Annotated in this window: 21 protein-coding genes; 14 read left to right on the top strand and 7 right to left on the bottom strand. The window is 69.5% G+C overall.

Annotation, left to right across the window (positions count from 1 at the left end):
* Positions 1–5 precede the first annotated feature (5 nt).
* A complete protein-coding gene (locus CK240_RS11240) occupies positions 6–1,178 on the top strand; it encodes a DUF1501 domain-containing protein (protein WP_095640444.1) in 1,173 nt (390 codons plus the stop codon).
* A 69-nt stretch (positions 1,179–1,247) separates the two neighbouring features.
* On the opposite strand, the gene CK240_RS11235 is transcribed toward CK240_RS11240, so the two are convergent.
* Together CK240_RS11235 and CK240_RS11230 are read right to left on the bottom strand one after the other, a co-directional pair.
* A complete protein-coding gene (locus tag CK240_RS11235) occupies positions 1,248–1,898 on the bottom strand; it encodes a TerC family protein (RefSeq protein WP_095640443.1) in 651 nt (216 codons plus the stop codon).
* A 311-nt stretch (positions 1,899–2,209) separates the two neighbouring features.
* Positions 2,210–3,394, bottom strand: a complete 1,185-nt coding sequence (locus tag CK240_RS11230; protein WP_167650026.1) for an SIMPL domain-containing protein — start codon at positions 3,392–3,394, stop codon at positions 2,210–2,212.
* A gap of 209 nt (positions 3,395–3,603) precedes the next feature.
* Here CK240_RS11230 and CK240_RS11225 point away from each other — a divergent pair, with 209 nt between their 5' ends.
* A complete protein-coding gene (locus CK240_RS11225; RefSeq protein WP_135058826.1) occupies positions 3,604–7,176 on the top strand; it encodes a hypothetical protein in 3,573 nt (1,190 codons plus the stop codon).
* Positions 7,177–7,191: 15 nt separating this feature from the next.
* Here CK240_RS11225 and CK240_RS11220 read toward each other — a convergent pair whose 3' ends face one another.
* Positions 7,192–7,824 carry a lytic transglycosylase gene (locus CK240_RS11220; RefSeq protein WP_095640440.1) on the bottom strand — a complete coding sequence of 211 codons (633 nt, stop codon included), beginning with the start codon at positions 7,822–7,824 and terminating at the stop codon, positions 7,192–7,194.
* A 148-nt stretch (positions 7,825–7,972) separates the two neighbouring features.
* Here CK240_RS11220 and gatB point away from each other — a divergent pair, with 148 nt between their 5' ends.
* Both gatB and CK240_RS11210 read left to right on the top strand, forming a co-directional pair.
* Entirely contained in the window at positions 7,973–9,487 is a 1,515-nt protein-coding gene (gatB, locus tag CK240_RS11215; RefSeq protein WP_095640439.1) for an Asp-tRNA(Asn)/Glu-tRNA(Gln) amidotransferase subunit GatB, read from the top strand.
* 85 nt (positions 9,488–9,572) lie between these two features.
* Positions 9,573–10,178 carry a DUF4177 domain-containing protein gene (locus tag CK240_RS11210; protein WP_095640438.1) on the top strand — a complete coding sequence of 202 codons (606 nt, stop codon included), beginning with the start codon at positions 9,573–9,575 and terminating at the stop codon, positions 10,176–10,178.
* Positions 10,179–10,214: 36 nt separating this feature from the next.
* Here the strand turns inward: CK240_RS11210 and CK240_RS11205 are convergent, their stop codons facing one another.
* Positions 10,215–10,415, bottom strand: a complete 201-nt coding sequence (locus tag CK240_RS11205; RefSeq protein ID WP_095640437.1) for a SlyX family protein — start codon at positions 10,413–10,415, stop codon at positions 10,215–10,217.
* Between the two features lie 47 nt (positions 10,416–10,462).
* Between CK240_RS11205 and hisS the strand changes: the two genes are divergently transcribed.
* The 5 genes from hisS (at position 10,463) to CK240_RS11180 (ending at position 14,392) form a co-directional block, all read left to right on the top strand.
* Positions 10,463–11,944, top strand: a complete 1,482-nt coding sequence (gene hisS / locus CK240_RS11200; RefSeq protein ID WP_095640436.1) for a histidine--tRNA ligase — start codon at positions 10,463–10,465, stop codon at positions 11,942–11,944.
* Complete coding sequence (locus tag CK240_RS11195; protein ID WP_095640435.1) at positions 11,941–13,008, top strand: ATP phosphoribosyltransferase regulatory subunit; 1,068 nt, start codon at positions 11,941–11,943, stop codon at positions 13,006–13,008. Before hisS ends, CK240_RS11195 begins: the two co-directional genes overlap by 4 nt.
* Positions 13,002–13,694 (top strand): ATP phosphoribosyltransferase, encoded by a 693-nt coding sequence (gene hisG, locus CK240_RS11190; protein WP_095640434.1) that lies wholly within the window; start codon positions 13,002–13,004, stop codon positions 13,692–13,694. The genes CK240_RS11195 and hisG overlap by 7 nt, the downstream gene beginning before the upstream one ends.
* A gap of 64 nt (positions 13,695–13,758) precedes the next feature.
* A complete protein-coding gene (locus CK240_RS11185) occupies positions 13,759–14,052 on the top strand; it encodes a hypothetical protein (RefSeq protein ID WP_095640433.1) in 294 nt (97 codons plus the stop codon).
* 70 nt (positions 14,053–14,122) lie between these two features.
* Complete coding sequence (locus CK240_RS11180; RefSeq protein WP_095640432.1) at positions 14,123–14,392, top strand: DUF2171 domain-containing protein; 270 nt, start codon at positions 14,123–14,125, stop codon at positions 14,390–14,392.
* Between the two features lie 96 nt (positions 14,393–14,488).
* On the opposite strand, the gene ftsY is transcribed toward CK240_RS11180, so the two are convergent.
* A complete protein-coding gene (gene ftsY, locus CK240_RS11175) occupies positions 14,489–15,577 on the bottom strand; it encodes a signal recognition particle-docking protein FtsY (RefSeq protein ID WP_095640431.1) in 1,089 nt (362 codons plus the stop codon).
* A 194-nt stretch (positions 15,578–15,771) separates the two neighbouring features.
* A complete protein-coding gene (locus tag CK240_RS11170; RefSeq protein WP_095640430.1) occupies positions 15,772–16,701 on the bottom strand; it encodes a class I fructose-bisphosphate aldolase in 930 nt (309 codons plus the stop codon).
* A gap of 187 nt (positions 16,702–16,888) precedes the next feature.
* On the opposite strand from CK240_RS11170, the gene CK240_RS11165 reads away from it, so the two are divergent.
* Positions 16,889–17,179 (top strand): hypothetical protein, encoded by a 291-nt coding sequence (locus CK240_RS11165; protein WP_095640429.1) that lies wholly within the window; start codon positions 16,889–16,891, stop codon positions 17,177–17,179.
* A 47-nt stretch (positions 17,180–17,226) separates the two neighbouring features.
* On the opposite strand, the gene CK240_RS11160 is transcribed toward CK240_RS11165, so the two are convergent.
* Positions 17,227–18,429: a phosphoglycerate kinase gene (locus CK240_RS11160; RefSeq protein ID WP_095640428.1), complete on the bottom strand. Its 1,203-nt coding sequence runs from the start codon at positions 18,427–18,429 to the stop codon at positions 17,227–17,229.
* A 170-nt stretch (positions 18,430–18,599) separates the two neighbouring features.
* Here CK240_RS11160 and CK240_RS11155 point away from each other — a divergent pair, with 170 nt between their 5' ends.
* From CK240_RS11155 to CK240_RS11140, 4 genes are all read left to right on the top strand, one after another.
* Positions 18,600–19,106, top strand: coding sequence for a peptidylprolyl isomerase (locus CK240_RS11155; protein WP_095640427.1), 507 nt, complete (start codon positions 18,600–18,602; stop codon positions 19,104–19,106).
* Positions 19,099–19,689, top strand: a complete 591-nt coding sequence (locus tag CK240_RS11150) for a peptidylprolyl isomerase (RefSeq protein WP_095640426.1) — start codon at positions 19,099–19,101, stop codon at positions 19,687–19,689. Before CK240_RS11155 ends, CK240_RS11150 begins: the two co-directional genes overlap by 8 nt.
* Before the next feature lie 432 nt (positions 19,690–20,121).
* On the top strand, positions 20,122–21,228 hold the full coding sequence (locus tag CK240_RS11145; protein WP_167650025.1) for a magnesium transporter CorA family protein: 1,107 nt from the start codon (positions 20,122–20,124) through the stop codon (positions 21,226–21,228).
* Between the two features lie 640 nt (positions 21,229–21,868).
* Positions 21,869–22,052: transposase (locus CK240_RS11140; protein WP_135058825.1), on the top strand; the 184-nt coding region annotated here is incomplete at its 3' end.

The raw sequence follows: 22,052 nt of genomic DNA, 5'->3' as shown, positions 1-22,052 counted from the left end.
CGCCCATGCCGACGCGCCGCGCCTTGCTGAAGACCGCAGCCCTTGCCGCCTGTTCGGCTGCGGCCCACCCGTTGCTGTCAACGATGACCTTCGCCTCGGCGCCGGGCGAGAGCCGGCTGGTCGTGATCGTCCTGCGCGGCGCGATGGATGGGCTGGACGTGGTGCAGCCCTATGGCGACCCGGCGCTGCGGCAACTGCGGCCCGCCCTGTCGGCGGGCCCCGAGGGCGGCGCGCTGGTTCTGGACGATTTCTTCGCCCTGCACCCGGCGCTGGACGCCCTGATGCCCCTGTGGCAGGCGGGCGAGCTTGCCTTTGCCCATGCCGTCGCCACACCCTACCGCGACAAGCGCAGCCATTTCGACGGGCAGGACCTGCTTGAGGCGGGGACGGGCAACGACCTGCCCATCGACCAGCAGAAGGGCGGCTGGCTGAACCGGCTGCTTCAGGCCGTGCCGGGCGCCACTGCCGAGACCGCCTACAGCGTCGGGACCGAGGAGATGCTGATCCTGTCCGGGCAGGCGCGCGCCCTCAGCTGGGCGCCCGAGGCGGCGCTGGCATTGTCCCCCCAGGCCAGGCTGCTGCTGGCCGAGGTTTATCACGACGATCCCCTGTTCCGCGATGCCGCCCTTGCCGCCGAGGAGATCGGCGCCACGCTGACGGGAAAGACGGGCAAGGGGCCGGGCGGCGACGCGGCGCGGCTGGCCGCCTTCGCGGCGGACCGGCTGAACGGCGGGACGCGAATCGCGTCCTTCTCGCTGTCGGGCTGGGACAGCCACGCCCGGCAGGCGCAGGTACTCAAGCGTCCGCTGGGGGATCTGGCGACCGCCATCCTGACGCTGCGCGATGGCCTCGGCGCAAACTGGGCGCGCACGACCGTCCTGGCGATGACCGAGTTCGGCCGCACGGCACGCGAGAACGGCTCGGGCGGAACCGACCACGGCACCGGCGGCGCGCTGCTGATGGCAGGCGGCGCCGTGCGGGGCGGGCGCGTCCACGGCGACTGGCCGGGCCTTGGCGAGGGGCGGCTTTACCAGGACCGCGACCTGCTGCCCACGCGGGACGTGCGGGCCTATGCGGGCTGGGCGATGCGCGGGCTGTTCGGCACCAAAGCCGGGCTGATCGAGCGCACGATCTTTCCCGGCCTCGACCTCGGCCCCGACCCGCGCATCCTTGCCTGAGCATGACGTCCCAAGAAAAACCCCGGCCGAAAGGGCCGGGGTCGGGACTTCCAGGGTCAGGGGAGGGCCTCAGAGGGCCATCTGCACCGAGATCTCGTGCCAGCCCTCGTAGATCATCTTCAGCGAAACGAAGAGGATGATCAGCAGGCCGATCCAGGCGATCCAGCGATAGCGGTTGATCAGCTTGGCGATGAAGGTCGAGGCGAGACCCATCAGCGCGATGGACAGCACCAGACCGATGATCAGCACCTCGAAATGGTGCCGCGCGGCGCCGGCCACGGCCAGCACGTTGTCCAGCGACATCGAGACGTCCGCGATGACGATCTGCGTCGCAGCCTGCGCGAAGGTCTTGCGCGGCGGGCCCGCAACCTGGCCGTCCTTGTTGAGGTCGGCGTTTTCCAGCGCCTCGTGCGCCTCGATCTCGTGCTGGTGCTGGCCCGCGCTGAGTTCGCGCCACATCTTGTAGCAGACCCACAGCAGCAGCAGGCCGCCGGCCAGCAGAAGGCCGGTGATCGCCAGAAGCTGCGTGGTGATCAGCGCAAAGCCGATCCGCATGATCGTGGCGGCGATGATCCCGACAAGGATCGCCTTGTTGCGTTGGTCCTTGGGCAGGCCTGCGGCGGCCAGGCCGATCACGATGGCATTGTCGCCCGCCAGCACCAGGTCGATCGCTATGACCTGGAACAGCGCCACAAGCCAGTCACCTGTGATGAATTCCATGCTGTTCCCTTTGTTCCACCGGGCCGTGACAGCCGGCGTTCCGTTGTGGATGGCCGCAGCCGTCCGAGTTTCTCCCGGCCGCCTTGCCTGCCGGGCCCGATAGACGCTGATCAGGCCGAGGGCAATGCCCGGCAGGCCTCATTCTGCCACAAGTTCGGTGTTCGGAAAGCAGGATAAGCGAGATGGCGCAGATGCGGGGCACCCGGTGCGCGAGGGCAGGTGCCCTCTGCGCTTTTCCGGCATCGATTCCGCAGGCGGCGGAAAGGAGAGCCTGCGGCCCATCCTTTCCGTCATGCGCGGACAGGTCTCAGTCAGTTCGGCGGTTTCGTCCCAGGGGTGGTCTCGGCGCCGCCTTCCGGTCGGCTGTCCGGCCCGGGGGTGCTGCCCTCCACAGGCGGAACCGGCGGCGCGGACCCGGTCGAAGCCGGTCCGGCACCCGTCCCCTGACCTGCTGCGGGCTCGTTCGCGGCGGGCTGCGGCCCCGGCGCCTGTCCGGCCGGACCGCCCGGCACGGGCGCACCCATGCCTTGCGAAGCAGGGGAAGGCGCACCACCCCCCATGTGGCCCGGCGGCATCGTGCCGTGATGACCCTCCATGCCGGCGCCGGGATGTGGAATCATGCCGGGATGGTGACCCGGCATGGCTTCATGCCCATGCATCGGCATTTCGTGGTGGTGGCCGGGTCCGCCGTGATGGCCGCCGTGTGATCCGCAATCCATGCTTGCCCCACCCGTCGGCAGCAGGGACCAGACGCCCGTCACCTGCGCGCTCAGGGTCAGCTCGCCCGCCTCGACGGGGGTCGAGGCCTCGGTGTCGGCGGCGCGCGCCATCATGGCCATCGGCCGCGGGCCCTGGGTCATGCTGGTGTCGGTCAGCGAGACAAGCGGGCCGAGTTCCATCCCCGCCGCCCGTGCGATCACCTCGGCACGGCGCCGCGCCTCGGCCACGGCCTCGGTCCGGGCACGGTCCTCGGTCTCGGCGGCATCCTCGCGCGAGAAGCTGATGCCCTGCACGTCGGTTGCCCCTGCCGCGACCATGGCGTCCAGCATCGGCCCCAGCCGGGTGAGGTCGCGCACGCGGGCCGTCACGATGTTCTGCGCCTGATAGCCCGTGATGACCGGCGGCTGCCCCTCGCGCGAGTAATCCTGCAGCGGCGACAGGCTAAGTCCCTGCGTCTGCAGATCGGCGGGTGCAAGGCCCTGGGCGCGCAGCGCCTCGATGATCGCGGTCTGGCGGGTGGCGTTGTCCGACATCGCCTGCGCGGCCGTTGGCGCCTGCGTGGTCACCCCCAGTGACACGGTGGCAAGGTCGGGGGCGACGCTGGCGCGGCCCTCGCCCTGCACGTTGATCGTGGGCGCCTGTGCCCCCGCGCCCATGCCGCAACCGGCCGTCCGGGGATGCGCCACGGCCGGCAGCGCCAGCATCGCAAGCGCCAGGGCGGCCGACAGCGGCAAGCGTGCGGCGGACCGCAGGGAAATGGAGGGGAGCGAGCTCATGATAACTCCTTGCCGTGCCTTTGCGCGCGCAACCGCGCCGAGGGCCAGTCTGGCCCAGCCTTGGCAACGCAGCAAATGCGCGCAAGGCTCCCTCACGATGAGGTGTTTCGCTTTGCAGAGGGGCGCAGTTCGGTTATCCATGGGGTTGAGCAGCAACGGACCGGATCGCGCATCAACGACGACCGGCCAGAACGGATAAGCCCCGGCCCATGAGCAAGCGTTCCGCGCCCGAATTCGCCCTGTCATTCAGCAACGATGCCGTTCACCTCATGGAAAGGACCGATCCGCCCGCGGCTGCCTCCGTGCGGTGGAAGGAACGAGCGGTTGCCGCCTTCGACGCGCCCGATTTCCGGGCCGAGATGGCCAAGCTTCGCAAGCTGGTGGCGAATGGACGCGACGCCAAGGTCGCGCTGATCATTCCCGACGACCAGATCCTTTACACCTCGCTGCCGATCCCCGGCGATGATCACAGGCCCGCCGAGCTGGGCGAGGCGCTGGACGGACTGACGCCCTATCCCGTGGCGGATCTCGCCTGGGACTGGCGGCCCAGCGACGCGGGCGACGTGCGTGTGGCCGCGGTCGCGCGCCAGACCCTGCGCGAGGCCGAGGATTTCGCCCGCCGCCACGGCTTTGCCGCCGCAGGCTTCCTGGCCGACCCCGCCGACGGGCTGTTTCCGGCCACCCCGCGCTTCGGCGAGACCGCCGGGACCGAGGAGGTCCTGGGCGAGGCCGACCTGCCGGGCGACCTTCCGGCGGACCAGGCGCCCGTGCAGCCGACAGACGAGACGCCAGCCGCCGGCGCCCTAGCGGATGCGGAACTCGAGGACGCCATAGAGGGCGCCGCTGATCGGGTGAGCGCCGTGGTCCCGGAGGGGCAGGCGGATCATTCAGCCGTGTCCGGGGCTCACACGTCGGACGAGGTGGCGGGCGAGGTGGGGGGCGGTCACGCCTCGTTTGCGGGCGAGGCACAGGAAGGCCCTAGTGAGGCAAAGGCGGATGTTGCGCCCGAACCGATGCCTTCGACCGATGCGGATGCGCCCGGCACGCGTGCGGAAGCAAGCGCAGGATCGGAAGAAAGCGGGGCCGAGGCCCCGGTTTCGGCGGCAGACGAGGACAGCCGCGCCGCCTCCGGCACGGATTCGGCCATCGCGGCGCCGCAGGGGGCAGAGGCACCCTCTGCGCCCGCTCCCTTGCAGCCGCCTGCTGCCGCTCAGGTTCCCGAGGCCGGGTCTTCCGATCCCGCATCGCCGACCCCCTTGCGGCAATCGGACATGGCCGCCGGGCGGGCGGCACGCGGCAGACTGGCTGCGGGGGCGGCGGCGCGTCAGGCGGCAGTGTCGCCGCAGCGCACTCAGGACGCGGGCGGGGCGGACGTTTCCTCTGAAAAGCCGTCCCTGCCTGATCGCGGCAGGGTCGTGATCGAGCGCGCAGCCGCGGCCCGCGCGCTGCGCGTGGATCCGCCAGCGCCCATGCCGGTCGCCCAGCATCCGGGCGCGCGCGGTGGTGTCGGCGCACTGCTGGTGATGCTCTGCGCGTTGCTGGTCGGGCTGATGCTGATCTGGGCCTTCGCCACCCCGGGCGAGCGGCCTGTCGCCGCGACTCCGGCCCTTCCGGCAGGCGGTACTGTGCCGCAGCCAGAGGCCGAGGGGACAATGGCCCCGGTGCCTGCCACATCCCCGGACACAGAGGATCGGGCAACGGCCGAAGACAGTCAGGTCATGATTCCGGAGCCTGCCGCCGTGCAGCCGGATCCCGTGCCTGTCGAGGCAGAGGATGCGACCCTGTCGAGCGCGGACGAAGGCGCTGCGGCCGAGTTACAGCCGGAAACGGTTCCGGCAACCTCGCCGGCGGCTCTGCCGCAGGCGCCTGCTGCGGCGCAGACCCGCCCCGTCGAGACTGCCCCCGCTGCCGTGGACACACCGGTGGCGCCTGCCGCGGCGACGCCGCAAGCGCCTGTCGTTGCCGGACAGGCAGAAGATGCCTTGTCCGCTGCCGATGCCGCTGTGTCCGCCGACAACGTCAGCAATAGCGTCGCCGAGAGCGCCCCGGCCCAGGCGGCGGCTGCGCCCGTGCCTTCCGCCACCACGGCCGCCGGTTCGGCGCCCGTTGCGGATGCGCCCTCCATTCCCGCGCCCGCATCGGTCGGCGATGGTGCTTCGTCCGCAGGCGAGGCGCAGGCTTTGGCCCCGGCGGCCTCGGCCCGTTCGCCTGCCGAGATCGAGGCTGCCGCGTCCTCTGCCGCCGCGCCATCGTCCACGCCGCAGACCGCTGCGCCCTCGGCCCAGCCTGCGGCACCTGCAGCGGCAATACCCGAGCGACCGGTCACGGCAGTGCGCCGCTCTCTGCCTGCGGCGGCGGCGGATGTGCCCGCGGCGCCCGCCGTGTCTGAGGCCGATCCCCTTCCGGCCGTGGTGCCGGGACGCCGGGCGCTGACCCGGTCCGAACGGCCGGCCTCGCGCCCCGCCTCGGCACAATCCTCCCGGGCAGCCGCCGCTCCCCGCGCCGCCGCGCCTGCGCGTCCCTCGGCCACGGCTGCCCCGCGTCCCGCACCCTCGCGGCCCGAGGCGGCCCCCCGTGCTTCGGCCCGGCCCGCCGCGACCCGCGAGCCGGTCTCGTCAGGCCGGCCTGTCCCGCGGCCCGAGGAAGGCTCGGCCGACGAATCCGTGACGGCAGCCGAGATGACCCCGGCCGAGCGTGTCGTCGCGGATGCGCTGCTGGCCGACCTTTATGCCCTTCATCCGTCGCTTCAGCGGCTTTCCCCTGCTCCGGCGTTTCATGGTCCCCGGCTTGCCGAGGCGCGGCCGTCTCGCCGTCCCGGCGCGGCGCCTTCTGCCGTCGATGCGGCGGTAGCCGAGGCCGTGGCCAGCAAGCCGGCGGCGAAATCCTCGGGCGACCGCCCCGCCTCTCGGGCCGCCAAGGCCGACGAGGCCAAGGCCGCCCCCGCGAAAGCCGCGCCCGTGAAGGCGGCCGCCAACACCAACGGTCGCCCGGCCTCGCGTCCCGCCCGTGGCGGAGCGGCTTCGAAGCCTTCGTCGGCCGTAGAAAGCGCGGTGGCCGAGGCTGTCGCCACCGCCAGGCCGTCGCCGGTGACGCTGGCCTCGGCAGCGTCACTCGCGCCCGTCCGCAAGCCGACGCGTCCCGCCGCGACAGCCCCCGCGCCCGAGGCTGATGCCCAAGCCGAGGCGGTTGCCGCCGCGGCTGCCACGGCGCTGCGTGCACCCGTTCCGACGCCGGTTCCCGATCCCGCGCCGGTTACGCAGGCGGCCCCGACCGCGACCGCCAGCGCCGCGCCGGTCCAGGACGACTCGGCCCAGCGCATGCGGGACGAGCAGCTGCAGCAGCAGGCCGAGGAACGCGCCCGCCAGCGCGCCGCCTCGGATGCGCAGGCCGAGATGCAGGCCCGTGCCGCCGCCGAGGCCCGCGCGCGCGCCCAGGCCGAGGCAGAGGAACGCGCCGCCATTGCCGCGCGCGGCAGCTATCGCCCGCCCGAGATCGATGATGAGCCCGAGATCGCCCAGAAGCCTGCGGAAGGCCGTTCGGGGGGCGATGTCGCCAAGAACGCCACCCTGCGCGGGATCGAGACGACCAAGACCCAGGTCATCGGCGTGATCGGGGCAGGGCGGGCCAGCCGGGGTCTGATCCGCCTGCGCAACGGCAAGGTCGTGACGGTCCGGCTGGGCGACCGGATCGACGGCGGTGCGATCAACTCGATCGGCAACGGCAAGATCACCTACGTCAAGGGCGGCCGGACCTACAACCTGCCGATCCTGAACGGACGCTGATCGCGGGCGTCCGCCTTACCGGCAATAGCTCTGGCGCCGGGTCCATCCGGCGATCTCGGCGCGCTTCTCCTTGGACCGCAGCGGCATCCAGCTGCGGGCCACCCCGCGCCAGCCACGGCCGCCCTGCGCCTCGGTTCCGCCCGCGATGGCGCCGTCGCGTCCGACCTCTTGCGCCATGATCCGCACCGCGCAGCGCAGGTTGCCCGCGCCGTCCTCGCCTGCGCCGCAAGCGCCCTCTTGCGACTGCGGCCGGGACAGCCGCAGCAGCCCCCAGCGCGAGCCCTGCGCCGCGCCCTCATGATGGGCGACGGCCGACACGAGCCCCGCCCAGAAGGCCGCGCGGTTCTCGCGCGTCTGCCTGGCATAGCCCGGGCAGAACTGCATCACGTCCGACGGCACGGTGGACAGCAGCGTCACGCCTTCGGACTGCAGCGCGGAAAGCGCCGCTTCGGTCCATTCGGGATTGTCCTCGCCCCAGCGCATGGCGGGCTGTTCCTTGCGCAGGCCCACGGCCGAGGCGAGCCGATCGGTGGCCGAAGGCCGCTCGACGGGGGCGATGGTGGGGGCGGTCGTGGCCCGCCGCCCGGCCTCGGCCGCGCCGCATCCGGCCAGTGCCAGCACCGTCAAAGCCATGAGTCCCTTGCGCATCTTTGTCCTCTTTGTCTGTCCGGCGCCGGACTAGTCGGGCTGCGGGACAAGCTCAATGGACATTCCGGCGACCGGCCGGTTCGCAACCAGCCCTTGTCGCGCGAGGGCCACGGCAATAGAAACCAACCCAACGCTGCCGGAGACGAAGATGCTGGACCACCTTTCCTATACCGCCCCCGAACCCAAGGTCATCGCCGGGGCCAAGGGAGACTGGGAACTGGTCATCGGGCTTGAGGTCCACGCGCAAGTCGCGTCCAACGCCAAGCTGTTTTCCGGCGCGTCGACGGCCTTCGGGGCAGAGCCGAACTCGAACGTCAGCTTCGTGGACGCGGCAATGCCGGGGATGCTGCCGGTCATCAACGAGTTCTGCGTGGCGCAGGCGGTCCGCACCGGGCTGGGATTGAAGGCGCAGATCAACCTGGTTTCGGCCTTCGACCGGAAGAACTACTTCTACCCGGACCTGCCGCAGGGCTATCAGATCAGCCAGCTTTACCACCCCATCGTGGGCGAGGGCGAGATCATCGTGGATATGGCGCCCGGCGTTGCCCGCCGCGTGCGGATCGAGCGCATCCACCTGGAACAGGACGCGGGCAAGTCGATCCACGACATGGACCCGGCGCTGAGCTTCGTGGACCTCAACCGCACCGGCGTCGCCCTGATGGAGATCGTCAGCCGCCCCGACATCCGCGGCCCCGAGGAAGCGGCCGCCTATGTCGCCAAGCTGCGCCAGATCATGCGCTACTTGGGCACCTGCGACGGCAACATGCAGAACGGCAACCTGCGCGCCGACGTGAACGTGTCGGTCTGCAAGCCGGGCGATTACGAACGCTTCCAGGCCACCGGCGACCATTCCGTCCTGGGCACGCGCTGCGAGATCAAGAACATGAACTCGCTGCGCTTCATCCAGGCCGCCATCGACTATGAGGCCCGCCGCCAGATCGCCCTCATCGAGGATGGCGGAACGGTTGTTCAGGAAACGCGCCTGTATGATCCGGACAAGGGCGAAACGCGGTCGATGCGCTCGAAGGAGGAAGCGCACGACTACCGCTATTTCCCCGACCCCGACCTGCTGCCGCTGGAGATCGAGCAAGGGTGGGTGGACGACATCGCCGCCACGATGCCGGAACTGCCGGACGAGAAGAAGGCGCGCTTTGTCACGGAACTGGGCCTGTCGGAATACGACGCAGGCGTGCTGACGGCCGAGGTCGAGAATGCCGACTTCTTCGAGGTGGTGGCACGGGGCCGCGACGGCAAGCAGGCCGCGAACTGGGTCATCAACGAGCTGTTCGGGCGGCTGAACAAGGAAGGGCTGTCCATCGGCGAAAGCCCGGTGTCCTCGGCGCAGCTTGGCGGCGTTCTGGACCTGATCGCCAGCGGCGAGATTTCGGGCAAGATGGCCAAGGACCTGTTCGAGATCGTCTGGACCGAGGGCGGCGAGCCTTCCGAGATCGCGCAGGCGCGCGGCATGAAGCAGGTCACCGACCTTGGCGCGATCGAGGCGGCGGTCGATCAGATCATCGCCGCGAACCCCGCGCAGGTGGAAAAGGCCAAGGCGAACCCCAAGCTTGCCGGCTGGTTCACGGGGCAGGTGCTGAAGGCGACGGGCGGCAAGGCCAACCCGGCGGCAGTCAATGAGATGGTGGCGAAGAAGCTCGGGCTCTGAGGCGTCCCCGCGTCCGGGCCCGAAACGCGGGCCGGGGGCGGGGCGTTCGGCTGCACCCGAAGCGATCCAGCGCAAGGAGCCCGCGATGCAAGCCTATGAATACACCGTCCTGCCCGCGCCGAACCGGGGCGAGAAGGTCCGGGGCGCCCGCAGCGGGGCCGAGCGCTTCGCCCATGCGCTGACCATGGAAATGAACCGCATGGCGCAGGCCGGCTGGGAATATGTCCGGGCCGAGACGCTGCCCTGCGAGGAGCGCAGCGGTCTGACCAGCCGCACCACCGTTTATCACAACGTGCTGGTCTTCCGCCGCGCGCTGGCCCCTGCCTATCCGCAGCACGAGTGGGCTGCGGCGCGCCCGCTTGCCGCCTCGCACGAGGCAGGGCCCGCGCTGCGGCCCTTGGCGGCGGCGGCGCAGCCCGCCCCCGCGCCCGGGTCCGAGCCGCCCTCGGACTGGCCGGACGGCGAGCCGGCCGAGGAAACCCTGTCCGAGCCCGCCAGGGCCGAGGCCGCGCGGGTGGACGACTATGACGAGCCCGGCTTCGATCCCGACCGCACCGAGGGTCCGGCCGAGCCGCCGCCCTTCGTCCAGCGGCCGCCGCTGGCGGCACAGCGGCCCGAGCCGAAGGCGGGCGGCATCTTTTCGGAACCCATGCCCGGCGGCACCAGCCGCCTCGGCCCGGCGGAACGGTAAACGCCCGGCCGTGCGCGCCTCAGCAAGCGGGCGCGCTCACCAGTGCGGCGGCCGCTGGTCGGCCAGCGGGATCGTGCCCTCGGCGGCCTCGCGCTCGGCCTCGCGTTCCATCAGCAGGCCGACGCGGCGCGACAGGGCGCGGACCTCGGCCGCCTGCCGCGTGACCACGTCCGACAGGTCCTCGACCGTGCGCTGAAGGTGGGCGATCCGTTCTTCCAGCGCCTGCAACTTGTCCATGCCGCCCCCTTCCGCTAATCGAAGCCCGCGACCTGAAGGATACCCGCATGGCCAAGGATCAGAAACCGCGCCGCCCGCGCGCCGAAACGCCCAAGGGCTTCCGCGACTATTTCGGGCCAGAGGTGACGGAACGCAAGGCGATGCTGGACCGCATCGCCGCCGTCTATCACCTGCACGGCTTCGAGGCGCTGGAAACCAGCGGGGTCGAGACGGTCGAGGCGCTTGGCAAGTTCCTGCCCGACGTGGACCGCCCGAACGCGGGGGTTTTTGCCTGGCAGGAGGAAGCGGTGCCCGGCGGCGGTTCCGGCGACTGGCTGGCGCTGCGCTATGACCTGACGGCCCCCTTGGCGCGGGTCGCGGCGCAGTATCGCAACGACCTTCCCTCGCCCTATCGCCGCTATGCGATGGGGCCGGTGTGGCGGAACGAGAAGCCGGGGCCGGGGCGCTATCGCCAGTTCTACCAGTGCGACGCGGACACCGTGGGCGCGGCCAGCGTCGCGGCGGATGCCGAGATCATCGCCATGCTGGCCGATGCGCTGGAAACGGCGGGGATCGCCCGCGGCGACTATCTGGTGCGGGTGAACAACCGCAAGGTCCTGAACGGCGTGCTGGAAGCCGCGCGTGTCCAGCCCGAGCAGGCCGCCGATGTGCTGCGCCAGATCGACAAGTTCGACAAGGTCGGCGAGGCCGGCGTGCGCGAGCTGCTGACCACCGGGCGCACCGACGCATCCGGCGCCGAGATCGAGGGTGTGGGACTGGACGCCTCGCAGGCCGAACCCGTGCTGCGCTTCCTGACCTCGAAGGGCGACGACAACGCCACGACGCTGCAGAACCTGCGCGCCGCCGTGGGCGGCTCGGCTGTGGGTGCCGAGGGCGTGGACGAGCTGGCCCAGATCGCGGCGATGCTGGATGCGATGGGCATGGGCGCGGACCGCGTGGTGATCGACCCCTCGGTCGTGCGGGGTCTCGGTTATTACACCGGCCCGGTGTTCGAGGCGGAACTGACCTTCGAGATCCTCGACGACAAGGGCCGCAAGCGCCAGTTCGGCTCGGTCGCGGGCGGCGGGCGCTATGACGACCTGGTGGAACGCTTCACCGGGCAGAAGGTGCCCGCGACGGGTGTCTCCATCGGCGTGGACCGGCTGCTGGCCGCGCTGCGCGAGAAGGGGCTGGCCGGGACCGAGGCGCAGGGGCCGGTTGTCGTCACCGTCATGGACCGCGACCGCATGGCCGACTATCAGGCCATGGCGGCGGAACTGCGGGCCGCTGGCATCCGGGCTGAGGTCTACCTTGGCAATCCCAAGAACTTCGGCAACCAGCTCAAGTATGCCGACAAGCGGGCCGCGCCCATCGCCATCATCCAGGGCGCGGACGAGGCCGCGCGCGGCGTGGTGCAGGTCAAGGATCTCATCCTCGGCGCGAAGATCGCCGCGCAAGCCTCTGTCGAGGAGTGGAAATCCCAGCCCGCTCAGGTCGAGGTCCCGCGCGGGGCGGTGATCGCCACCGTGCGCGAGATGCTGGCGCGATGATCCCCCGCACCGCCAAGTCGGCTGTGGGCCGCCGCATCCTCGACGCCTTCCGCGCGGCCGGTGCGGTCGAGGTCGCGCCCGACATCCTGCTGCCGGCCGACACGCTGCTGGACCTGTATGGCGAGGACATCCGCGCCCGCGCCTACCTGACCACCGACCCCATCCGGGGCGAGGTCGCCCTGCGTCCGGACTTCACCGTGCCGGTGGTCGAGATGCACATGGCCCAGGGCGCCGAGCCCGCGCGCTATTGCTACCTGGGCGAGGTGTTCCGCAAGCAGGACCACGGCGACACCCGTCCCGCCCATCCGCGCGACAATGAGTATCTTCAGGCCGGGTTCGAGCTTTTCTCGCGCGCTCCCGATGCAGATGCCGAGGTCTTCGCCCTGTTCCACGGCATCCTGGCGCCCTGCCGCCTGTCGGCCACGATGGGCGACATGGACCTGCTGCTGGATGCTGTCGCCGGTCTGCCGCTGTCGGCCCCGCGCCGCGCACTGCTGGCTCATCACATCTGGCGGCCCGGGCGGTTCGAGCGTCTGCTCGACCGCTTCTCGGCCGTCGAGCCGCCCCGCCATTTCGCCATCAACGGTGCCCCCTGGACCGGCCTGCGGTCCGAGGCCGAGATGGAGGCGCGCATCTCGCGGCTCGAGGCCGGCGCCGAAGGGCCACCGCTGGACCCTGCCTGGCGCACCCGCCTGCACCGGCTGTTCTCGGTGGCCGGACCGGCGCCCACGGCGCTGGACGAGCTGCGCATCCTTGCGGACCATATCCCCGCCATTGCCGAGGCCGTCGAGCGCCTGTCGGCCCGCCTGAACGCCATCGCGGCGCGCGGCATCGATCCGGCGGCGATCCGCTTCGACGCAAGCCACGGGCGGCACACGATGGAATATTATGATGGCATGACCTTCAGCTTTACCGCCGAGGGCCGGCCCGACTGGCCCCCGGTCGCTTCGGGCGGCCGTTACGACGCGCTGACCCGCGTGCTGGGGCAGGGCGAGGCGATCCCCGCCGTCGGCGGCATCATCCGCCCCGGCCTTGTCGCGGAACTGGAGTGCGCGCCATGCTGAAGCTGGGCCTGCCCTCCAAGGGCCGCCTGATGGAGCAGAGCTTCGACTGGTTCGCAGGACGCGGCATCCGCCTGTCGCGCAGCGGGTCTGACCGCGAATATGCCGCCCGGGCCGAAGGCGTCGAAGGCCTGTCGCTGGTGCTGCTGTCGGCGGGCGAGATCCCGCGCGAGCTTGCCGCCGGCCGCATCCACCTGGGCGTCACCGGGTCCGACCTGATTCGCGAAAAGCTCGCCGGCTGGCGGTCGGATGTCGTCGAGCTTGCGCCCATGGGCTTCGGCCATGCCGACCTGGTGCTGGCCGTGCCGGCCTGCTGGCGCGACTGCGAGACGCTGGACGACTTCGCCTCGATCGCCCGCGACTTCCGCGCGGCGCATGGCTTCCGGCTGCGGATCGCGACCAAGTACCACCGGCTGGTGCGCGCCTTCCTGTCGGAACACGAGGTCGCGGACTATCAGCTGGTGGACAGCCAGGGCGCGACCGAGGGCACGGTGGCCAACCTGACCGCCGAGGCCATCGCCGACATCACCTCGACCGGCGAGACGCTGCGCGCGAACCACCTGAAGATCCTGCCCGATGCGGTGATCCATGAAAGCCAGGCAACGCTGGTCGCCAACCGCCGCGCGGTCGAGACGGGCGCCACGGCCGAGCTCGCCGCGCATCTGGGGCTGCCACCGCATGTCGCCTGAGCAGGGTTGCAAGCGAAAGGCCTGACCCGGCGTGCGTGTTCGGCCCGCCAAACGGGGAAGTTCCATGCGCAGCCTCATCGCCCTTGCCGTTCTGGCCAGCCCCGCAGTCGCCTCGTCCGAGGATGCATGGCAGGCCTTCCGTGGGGACGTGCTGGCGAAGTGCCAAGCGCTGGTTCCCCGGGGCGAAACGGCAACCATCGAGGTCAATCCGTTCGGATCTGACCGTTTCGGCGCGGCAATCGTCTCGACCCGCGTGGCGGAAGGCGCCGAGCGCATGGTCTGCATCTACGACAAGCGCGACGGGACGGCAGAACTGACTGTGCCCTTCGCCCCCAGGGATGAGGCGGCAGGGGAATAAGGGATCCCCATGCCGCGTTCCTGCGTTGGGGGCCGAGGCGACAGATGCCTTGGCAGCAGGAGGCCCCAAGATGGTGAGTGCGAGCGAGATCACCGAACACATGGAAATCGTCGGCGCAGACGGCGTGCACATCGGCAAGGTCGATCACGTGCAGGGCGATCGCATCAAGATGGCGCGCAAGGACGCGCAGCACGGGCAGGATGAGCCGCATCACCATTACGTGCAACTTGCCGCCGTCGCCTCGCTTGATGGCGGCAAGGTCTGGCTGTCGGCAGATGCCGTGAACGCCCGCCAGCTGTTCGAGGAAGAGGACGGGTCGCCGGCCGAGTTCAGCGGCTGACCATTTCCCTTCCATGAGCCTCCGGCCTGCCACCGTCACGCGGCGGGCCGGATCGCGCGGGGTCGCGATCAGAAGGGCGGCACGCGCCGTCGGGTCCTACAGCCCCACGAGTGCCCGCGCGAACTCGCCCGGGTCAAAGGCATCCAGGTCGTCGATCTGCTCGCCCACGCCGATGGCATGGATGGGCAGCCCGAACCTGTCGGCAAGCGCCACCAGCACGCCGCCCCGCGCCGTGCCGTCCAGCTTGGTCATCACCAGCCCGCTGACGTCGGCCAGCTTGCGGAAGGTTTCCACCTGGTTCAGCGCGTTCTGGCCGGTGGTCGCGTCCAGCACCAGCAGGGTGTTGTGAGGGGCCGAGGGGTCCTTCTTGCGGATCACGCGGACGATCTTGGCCAGTTCCTCCATCAGGTCGGCGCGGTTCTGCAGGCGCCCCGCCGTGTCGATCAGCAGCAGGTCCGCGCCCTCGGCCTCGGCCCGCGTCATGGCGTCATAGGCGAGGCTCGCAGGGTCCGAACCCTGCGCGGCGACCATCACCGGCACGCCCGCCCGCTGGCCCCACACCTGCAACTGCTCGACCGCCGCCGCGCGGAAGGTGTCGCCCGCGGCGATCACCACCTTCTTGCCCGCCGCCTTGAACTGGCTGGCCAGTTTGCCGATGGTGGTCGTCTTGCCCGAGCCGTTGACGCCCACGACCAGCACGACCTGCGGGCGCTTGGGATACAGCGGCAGCGGACGCGCGACAGGGGTCATGATCCGCGTGACCTCGTCCGCCAGCGCCTGCTTCAGCTCGGTCGCGCTGATCCGGCGGCCCATGCGGCCCTCGGCGATGTTCGCGGTCACACGCAGGGCCGTGTCTGTGCCCATGTCGGCCGAGATGAGCATGTCCTCAAGCTCTTCCAGCATCGCGTCGTCCAGCTCGCGCCGGGGCTCGGGCGGCGCGGCCTCGGTGCGGCCGAACAGGCGGCCCATCAGGCCGGGACGGCTTTCCGCCGCAGGCTGGGGCGCGGCCTCTGCGGGTGCCGGGGTCGGGACGGGCGCTTGCGGAACCGGGGCAGCCGGCGGCGGTGCCACGGGCGCCGCCGCTGGCGCCTCGGCCGCTCCCTCGGACACGATGCTGTCCAGTCCCGCGCCGATCTTCGACGAGGACTTCGTCAACCGCTCGCGCAGCTTCGAGAAAAACGACATGAGACCGCCCTTTCGCTTGGCCCGACAAGCTATTCAGTCCTGCGCCAAAGGAAAACCCCGCAGGAAACTTCTTCTTCGCTCAAAAATCCCGGGGGAGCCGCCGTCAGGCGGCGGGGGCAGCGCCCCCCTGACAACGGTGCAAACGAAAACGGGCGGCGAGATCCTCGCCGCCCGCCCGATCGGATCGGAATGCCTCAGGCCTTGCCGAGGTAGATGTCCACCAGCTTGCCCAGCATCTCCAGCGCGTCGGCGCGCGAACGCTGGAAGCTGTTGCGGCCGATGATCGAGCCGTTGCCGCCGCCGTCGCGGATGGCGATGGCGTCTTCGTAGACCGCGTCCGAACCCTTGGCCGCGCCGCCCGAGAAGACCACGATGCGGCGGCCGCCGAAGGCCGCGTCCATGCAGTGGCGCACGCGGGCGGCCTGCGTGGAGATGTCGATGCCCTGCTCCTGGTAGACCTTCCGGGCTTCCTTGTTCTCAAGGAAGTCGGTCGAGAGCTTGATCTTGATGATATGCGCGCCCAGCAGCGCCGCGATCTGGGCCGCATAGGCCGCGATGTCGATGGCGGTCTCACCGTCCTTGGTGATCGCCTCGCCGCGCGGATAGGACCAGATCACCGTGGGAATGCCGACCGATGCTGCCTCGGCGCGCATTTCCGAGATCTCCTCGAACATGTCCAGCGCCATGTCCGAACCGGGGTAGATCGTGAAACCGATGGCCGAGCAGCCCAGGCGCAGCGCGTCCTGCACGGTCGCGGTCACGGCCTGGTTCTTGCCGGCAGTGTCCGACATCAGCGAGTTGGCCGAGTTGCACTTCAGGATGGTCGGGATCTGGCCCGCGAAGGTGTCGGCGCCCGCCTCGATCATGCCCAGCGGCGCGGCATAGGCGTTCAGCCCCGCGTCGATCGCCAGCTGGTAATGGTAGTGGGGATCATAGCCGGCCACGTTCTTGGCAAAGCTGCGGGCGGGTCCGTGCTCGAAACCCTGGTCCACGGGCAGGATGATCATCTTGCCGGTGCCGGCCAGCTTGCCGGTCATCAGCATGCGGGCCAGGTTGGCCTTCACGCCGGGATTTTCACCTTCGTAGTTGGCGAGGATCTTCTTGACGGTATCGGTCATCTGCATCGGACAGCCCCTGCTGTGGTCATGGTCGGCGATGCCATATCAGACGGCGGGACAAGGGAAAGGGGCGATTGCGCTAACGGCCGCACGCGGCCGCCGGCAAAGGCGACCTGCGACGGAACGCGGGGCAGGGCATCCACGTTTGCGAGAGAAGAACGGCATCCCGTGCATCGGAACAGGAAGGTGGCACATGTCCCACAATGACAACATCCCGGAAAGGTCGGCCCGCAGGCACCGGCCGGCGCTCTGGGCGATCGGCACCGCGATCGGCCTGGCGCTGGTCGCGTTCCTGCTGTTTTCCTCGATGGGAAGCGACGAGCCCGAGGGGGGCGACGTCGAGGTCGTGGCGCCCGGCACGGATGCCGCCGCAGGCACCGCCGGCGGAAGCGGGAACGACGCTTCAGCAGGGACCGACGCCGAGCCGGGCACCGCCTCGGCGCCCGCAGGCGCAGGCTCGGCCCCGGCAGGCACGAGCAACTGAGCCTGCTCACACGGAAAGGGCGGCCGCATGGGCCGCCCTTCTTCTTTTCAGCGCTTGGCGGCGATCAGGGCCGCGACGCCCGGCAGGTCCTTGCCCTCCATCCATTCCAGGAAGGCCCCGCCCGCAGTCGAGATGAAGGTGAAGTCCGCAGCCACGCCGGCCTTGTTCAGCGCGGCCACCGTATCGCCGCCGCCGGCCACCGAGATCAGCTTGCCCGCGCGGGTCAGTTCCGCCGCCGCTGCCGCCGCCGCGTTGGTGGCCGCATCGAAGGGTTCGATCTCGAAGGCGCCCAGCGGGCCGTTCCAGACCAGCGTCCGGCACTGGGCGAACACCTCGCGGATCTGCGCAACCGTTTCGGGTCCGGCGTCCAGGATCATCGCGTCGGGGGGACAGGCATTGGCCGAGACGACCTCGCTGGGGGCGCCCGCCTTGAACTCGCGCGCGACGACCACGTCCACGGGCAGGTGGATGGTGCAGCCCGCGCCCTGCGCCTTGGACAGGATGTCGCGCGCGGTATCGGCCATGTCGCGCTCGGCCAGGCTTTTCCCGACCTCGATGCCCTGGGCCACCAGGAAGGTGTTGGCCATGCCGCCGCCGATCACCAGGTGCTCGACCTTGGTGATGAGGTTCGACAACAGGTCCAGCTTGGTGGACACCTTGGCCCCGCCCACGACGGCGACCACGGGGCGTTCGGGGTTGCCAAGCGCCGCGTCCAGGGCGTTCAGCTCGGCCTCCATCAGCTTGCCGGCGCCCGCCGGGATCAGGCGCGCCAGCCCTTCGGTCGAGGCATGGGCCCGGTGCGAGGCCGAGAAGGCGTCGTTCACATAGGCCTGTCCCAGTGCGGCCAGCGAGGCGGTGAAGGTCTGCTCGTTCGCCTCCTCGCCCGGGTAGAAGCGGGTGTTTTCCAGCAGCAGCACGTCCCCCGGCTTGAGCGCGGCGACCGCCCGCTTGGCTTCTCCCCCGATCGCCTCGGCGGCGAAGGCGACAGGCTGGCCCAGCGCCTGTTCCAGCGCGGGAACGATCTGGCGCAGGCTCATCTCATCGACGCGTTTGCCCTTGGGGCGCGCGAAATGGGCTAGAAGCACCGGGATGCCGCCCTTCTTCTGGATCGCCTTGACGGTGGGGACGATCTTCTCGATCCGCGTGGCGTCGGTCACGCGGCCGTTTTCCACGGGCACGTTCAGGTCCACACGGGTCAGGACGACCTTTCCATCCAGATCCATGTCGTCAATGGTATTGAAGCGCGCCATCGGGCATCCTTCCTGCCTTGCGGATTTGCGGGTGTTTGTCCGTCAAGCGCGGGCGCGCGTCAACTCTGCGTCAACTCCGGTCGGGCCGGCCGGACCCATGGCGGCCCTGATGCGTTGCGTCGGTGCCGCGGCAGCCCTAGACCGATGCCGCACGAACGAAAGGAACTCCGATGGCCGAGATCAAGGACCCGGAAAACACGATCATCATGGAGCTGAAGGACGGCCGCGTGGTGATCGAGCTTCTGCCCGATGTCGCCCCCAAGCACACAGCCCGCATCAAGGAACTGGCGCGCGCCGGGAAATACGACAACGTGGCCTTCCACCGCGTGATCGAGGGCTTCATGGCCCAGACCGGCGACGTCCAGCACGCCAACATGGAAAAGGGCTGGGACGCGCGGCGCGCGGGCACGGGCGGATCGGACCTGCCGGACCTGCCGGCCGAGTTCTCGCGCCTGCCGCATGCGCGCGGCACCATCGGCGCGGCCCGGTCGCAGAACCCCAACAGCGCCAACAGCCAGTTCTTCATCAACTTCAAGGACAATGATTTCCTGAACGGGCAATACACCGTCTATGGTCAGGTGATCGAAGGCATGGAGCACGTCGACAAGATCGCCCGCGGCGAGCCGCCGGCGAATCCCGACCGCATCGTCTCGATGAAGGTGGCGGCCGATGCGTAAGCTGCTGATCTCCTCGGCCTTGATCCTGTCGGCCGGCATGGCGTCCGCCCAGGCCCCGCAGGCGGCCGACGGTCCGGGCCCCAACATGGTGATCGAGGTCGCCGATGCTTCGGGCGCGACCAAGGGCACCATCGTCCTGGACCTGCTGCCCGAAAAGGCGCCGAAACACGTCGAGCGGCTGGTGACGCTCGCGAAGCAGGGGGCCTATGACGGCGTGGTGTTCCACCGCGTGATCGACGGCTTCATGGCCCAGACCGGCGACGTCCAGTTCGGCAAGCAGGGCGGCGACACGACCCGCGCCGGCATGGGCGGATCGGATCTGGCCGACCTTTCGGCCGAGTTCAACGACCAGAGCTTCCAGGCCGGCACCGTGGGCATGGCGCGCAGCCAGGACCCCAACAGCGCCAACAGCCAGTTCTTCATCGACCTGGCGCCCGCACCCTTCCTGGACGGGCAATATACGGTCGTGGGCCAACTGGTCGAAGGCTGGGACGTGCTGAACGCGATCAAGAAGGGCGACCAGAACGCCAACGGCGCGGTGGAAGGGCCGGACTACATGGCCAAGGTCACCATCGTCGAATGATGTTGCTCGGGCCCTCGCCACCCGCGGGGGCCTCGCCATCGGCGCGCTGCTGTCCGGGGGCCGGGTGCCCGGACGAGTGAATGGAAGGTTCCTGATCTTCCACCGATGAGGTCCCGGCGTCGAGGCTGTCGCCATGGTCGGTGCTTGCTGCGCAGGCGAAAGTCGGCAGTTGCCCGGAAGACGCCGGCACGACGGCATGTCCGCAAGGATATTCGGAATGTTCGACGGAGCCCACGAAGGCGTCCTGCCGATCGGCGGAAGCGCGGCAAGCGGTGCCCTTCGGACAAGAATGACAACGGCCCGCTTCGGAGCCTGCGATCCTCCTGAGGGGCGGGACGCCGCCGTCGTCTCTCGACGCGCCCCATGAAACAACAGATTCGTCCCGCCTCAGGCACCTGCTAACGTAAGAACTGCTGTTCGAGAGGCGCGCGGGTGCTCGGGCGTCCCGTCCGCAACAGGATATCATCACTGAAGGTGCCTCATGACTGCCTCCAACCTTTCGCCATCCGGGGCTGCCCTCGTCATCGACCCTGCGGCGGCACTTCAGGCATCCGGCGTCTGATGCTGACGCTGCACACGATCTCTGCGGGCCCCGTGTCCCTGACAGACACCGATTACCCGCCCTTGCCCGAAGACCTGGTCTGGATCGATCTGCACAATCCGACGCAGGACGAGGAGGAAGCGGTCGAGGCCATGCTTGGTCTTCAGGTGCCGACCCGGCAGGAGATGGCCGAGATCGAGGAATCGTCGCGCCTTTATGAAGAGGCGGGCGCGTTGATCATGACCGTCACGCTGATCGACAAGGCCACCACGAACCGGCCGATGCGCACACAGACCACCTTTGTCCTGACCGAGCAACGGCTGATCACGGTACGCTATTCCGATCTCATGCCCTTCCGTGCCTTCGAGGCCCGGCAAGCCAGGCAGCCCGAGCAATACGCGTCCTCCGGTGTCGTGTTCGTCGCGCTGCTTGAAAGCATCATCGAGCGGATCGCCGATCTTCTGGAAGCCGCCGAGAGCGATGTGGGCGCGATTTCCGACCTGATCTTCTACCCCGAAGCCACCACGCAGAACTCGGAAGAGCACAGCGCCGAAATGCGCACCCTGCTGCTTCGCCTCGGCCGGCGGAACCGCATGCTGGCGATCCTGCGCGAAAGCCTTCTGGGCATGAACCGCCTCGTCCTGTTTGCGCGCGCCGCGGCTCCATGGATCAGGAACGGCACCTTGCAGCGCCTGAAGGCGGTCGAGCGCGACCTCCGCTCGTTGTCCGAGCATGAGGCACGGGTCGAGGCCGAGATCTCCTATCTTCAGGATGCCACCCTGGGCCTCATCAACATCGAGCAGAACACGATCATCAAGGTGTTCTCGATCGCGGCCGTCCTGTTCTTGCCACCGACTCTGGTCGGCACGATCTACGGCATGAACTTCGAGCATATGCCCGAGCTCGACTGGCGGATCGGCTATCCCCTGGCCCTGGTGATGATGGTTGTTTCTGCGAGCCTTCCTTACTGGTGGTTCAAGAAGAAAGGTTGGCTCTAGGGTCAGCCCACGACCTGTCGTGGCAAGAGCCGGTCCTTCCGGTTTCCCGGCGTTGCGCGGACTGGTCATGATGCCTGCCGCGCCGGCAATCGGAACGCCTGCGGCGGGCAAAGTTTCAGACGACGTGGGACATGCCGACTCCACCCGTCTCTGACCGACTTCGCAGAAGACAGGGGGCGCGGGGGCGATCCGGTCCGAGGCTGCAATTCGTTGGCGAACGTCATGCCCTGCTCGGATCGCCCGTGGACGCGAACGCGCTCCTGCACTCGCAGTTCCTGCACGACCCTCTGACGCCGGAAGGAACTCCCCCCTTCCATCTTGTGGGTAGCACCGGGATTGCGGACTGCAGGATCCGAGCCGAACGGCAAGCCCTCATGTGCCGTGATGGCTTGTCCATGACTGCCTTTAGCCGCCGCTGCGGATGCTTGGAGAGGGGCGACGCCGGCTGTCTCCCCGCTCTGGACTGATCCAGTCGCAAAGCTGAGATCCAGTCAGAAGCGGGTTTCGCGTCGCGTTTGTGCGGCAGTGGAGCCAAGACCTGACCAGGACGGGTGGCCGATGCACTGACCTGCTCTTAGGCTCCAGACCCATTGATTTCAGGCGTTTGGCATGATTCAGGCTCCGCCAGGAGACCTGATCGATGAGCAATCTTTACTGGCTGAGCGATGCCCAGATGGAACGCCTGAAGCCGTTCTTTCCCAAGAGTCATGGCAAGCCCCGCGTCGATGATCGCCGCGTTCTCAGCGGCATAATCTTCATCAACCGCAATGGGTTGCGGTGGTGTGATGCGCCGAAGGAATACGGGCCTGCCAAGACCCTCTACA

The organism is Paracoccus salipaludis (assembly GCF_002287065.1).
Classification (GTDB): Bacteria; Pseudomonadota; Alphaproteobacteria; order Rhodobacterales; family Rhodobacteraceae; genus Paracoccus; species Paracoccus salipaludis.
This window is presented reverse-complemented; position numbering and strand designations above follow the sequence as displayed.

What these genes read in the sequence shown, in the direction of transcription:
- CK240_RS11240 (WP_095640444.1), top strand. Translation starts at nt 6, where the DNA reads ATGCCGACGCGCCGCGCCTTGCTGAAGACCGCAGCCCTTGCCGCCTGT.
- CK240_RS11235 (WP_095640443.1), bottom strand. Translation starts at nt 1,898, where the DNA reads ATGGAATTCATCACAGGTGACTGGCTTGTGGCGCTGTTCCAGGTCATA.
- CK240_RS11230 (WP_167650026.1), bottom strand. Translation starts at nt 3,394, where the DNA reads ATGAGCTCGCTCCCCTCCATTTCCCTGCGGTCCGCCGCACGCTTGCCG.
- CK240_RS11225 (WP_135058826.1), top strand. Translation starts at nt 3,604, where the DNA reads ATGAGCAAGCGTTCCGCGCCCGAATTCGCCCTGTCATTCAGCAACGAT.
- CK240_RS11220 (WP_095640440.1), bottom strand. Translation starts at nt 7,824, where the DNA reads ATGCGCAAGGGACTCATGGCTTTGACGGTGCTGGCACTGGCCGGATGC.
- gatB (WP_095640439.1), top strand. Translation starts at nt 7,973, where the DNA reads ATGCTGGACCACCTTTCCTATACCGCCCCCGAACCCAAGGTCATCGCC.
- CK240_RS11210 (WP_095640438.1), top strand. Translation starts at nt 9,573, where the DNA reads ATGCAAGCCTATGAATACACCGTCCTGCCCGCGCCGAACCGGGGCGAG.
- CK240_RS11205 (WP_095640437.1), bottom strand. Translation starts at nt 10,415, where the DNA reads ATGGACAAGTTGCAGGCGCTGGAAGAACGGATCGCCCACCTTCAGCGC.
- hisS (WP_095640436.1), top strand. Translation starts at nt 10,463, where the DNA reads ATGGCCAAGGATCAGAAACCGCGCCGCCCGCGCGCCGAAACGCCCAAG.
- CK240_RS11195 (WP_095640435.1), top strand. Translation starts at nt 11,941, where the DNA reads ATGATCCCCCGCACCGCCAAGTCGGCTGTGGGCCGCCGCATCCTCGAC.
- hisG (WP_095640434.1), top strand. Translation starts at nt 13,002, where the DNA reads ATGCTGAAGCTGGGCCTGCCCTCCAAGGGCCGCCTGATGGAGCAGAGC.
- CK240_RS11185 (WP_095640433.1), top strand. Translation starts at nt 13,759, where the DNA reads ATGCGCAGCCTCATCGCCCTTGCCGTTCTGGCCAGCCCCGCAGTCGCC.
- CK240_RS11180 (WP_095640432.1), top strand. Translation starts at nt 14,123, where the DNA reads ATGGTGAGTGCGAGCGAGATCACCGAACACATGGAAATCGTCGGCGCA.
- ftsY (WP_095640431.1), bottom strand. Translation starts at nt 15,577, where the DNA reads ATGTCGTTTTTCTCGAAGCTGCGCGAGCGGTTGACGAAGTCCTCGTCG.
- CK240_RS11170 (WP_095640430.1), bottom strand. Translation starts at nt 16,701, where the DNA reads ATGCAGATGACCGATACCGTCAAGAAGATCCTCGCCAACTACGAAGGT.
- CK240_RS11165 (WP_095640429.1), top strand. Translation starts at nt 16,889, where the DNA reads ATGTCCCACAATGACAACATCCCGGAAAGGTCGGCCCGCAGGCACCGG.
- CK240_RS11160 (WP_095640428.1), bottom strand. Translation starts at nt 18,429, where the DNA reads ATGGCGCGCTTCAATACCATTGACGACATGGATCTGGATGGAAAGGTC.
- CK240_RS11155 (WP_095640427.1), top strand. Translation starts at nt 18,600, where the DNA reads ATGGCCGAGATCAAGGACCCGGAAAACACGATCATCATGGAGCTGAAG.
- CK240_RS11150 (WP_095640426.1), top strand. Translation starts at nt 19,099, where the DNA reads ATGCGTAAGCTGCTGATCTCCTCGGCCTTGATCCTGTCGGCCGGCATG.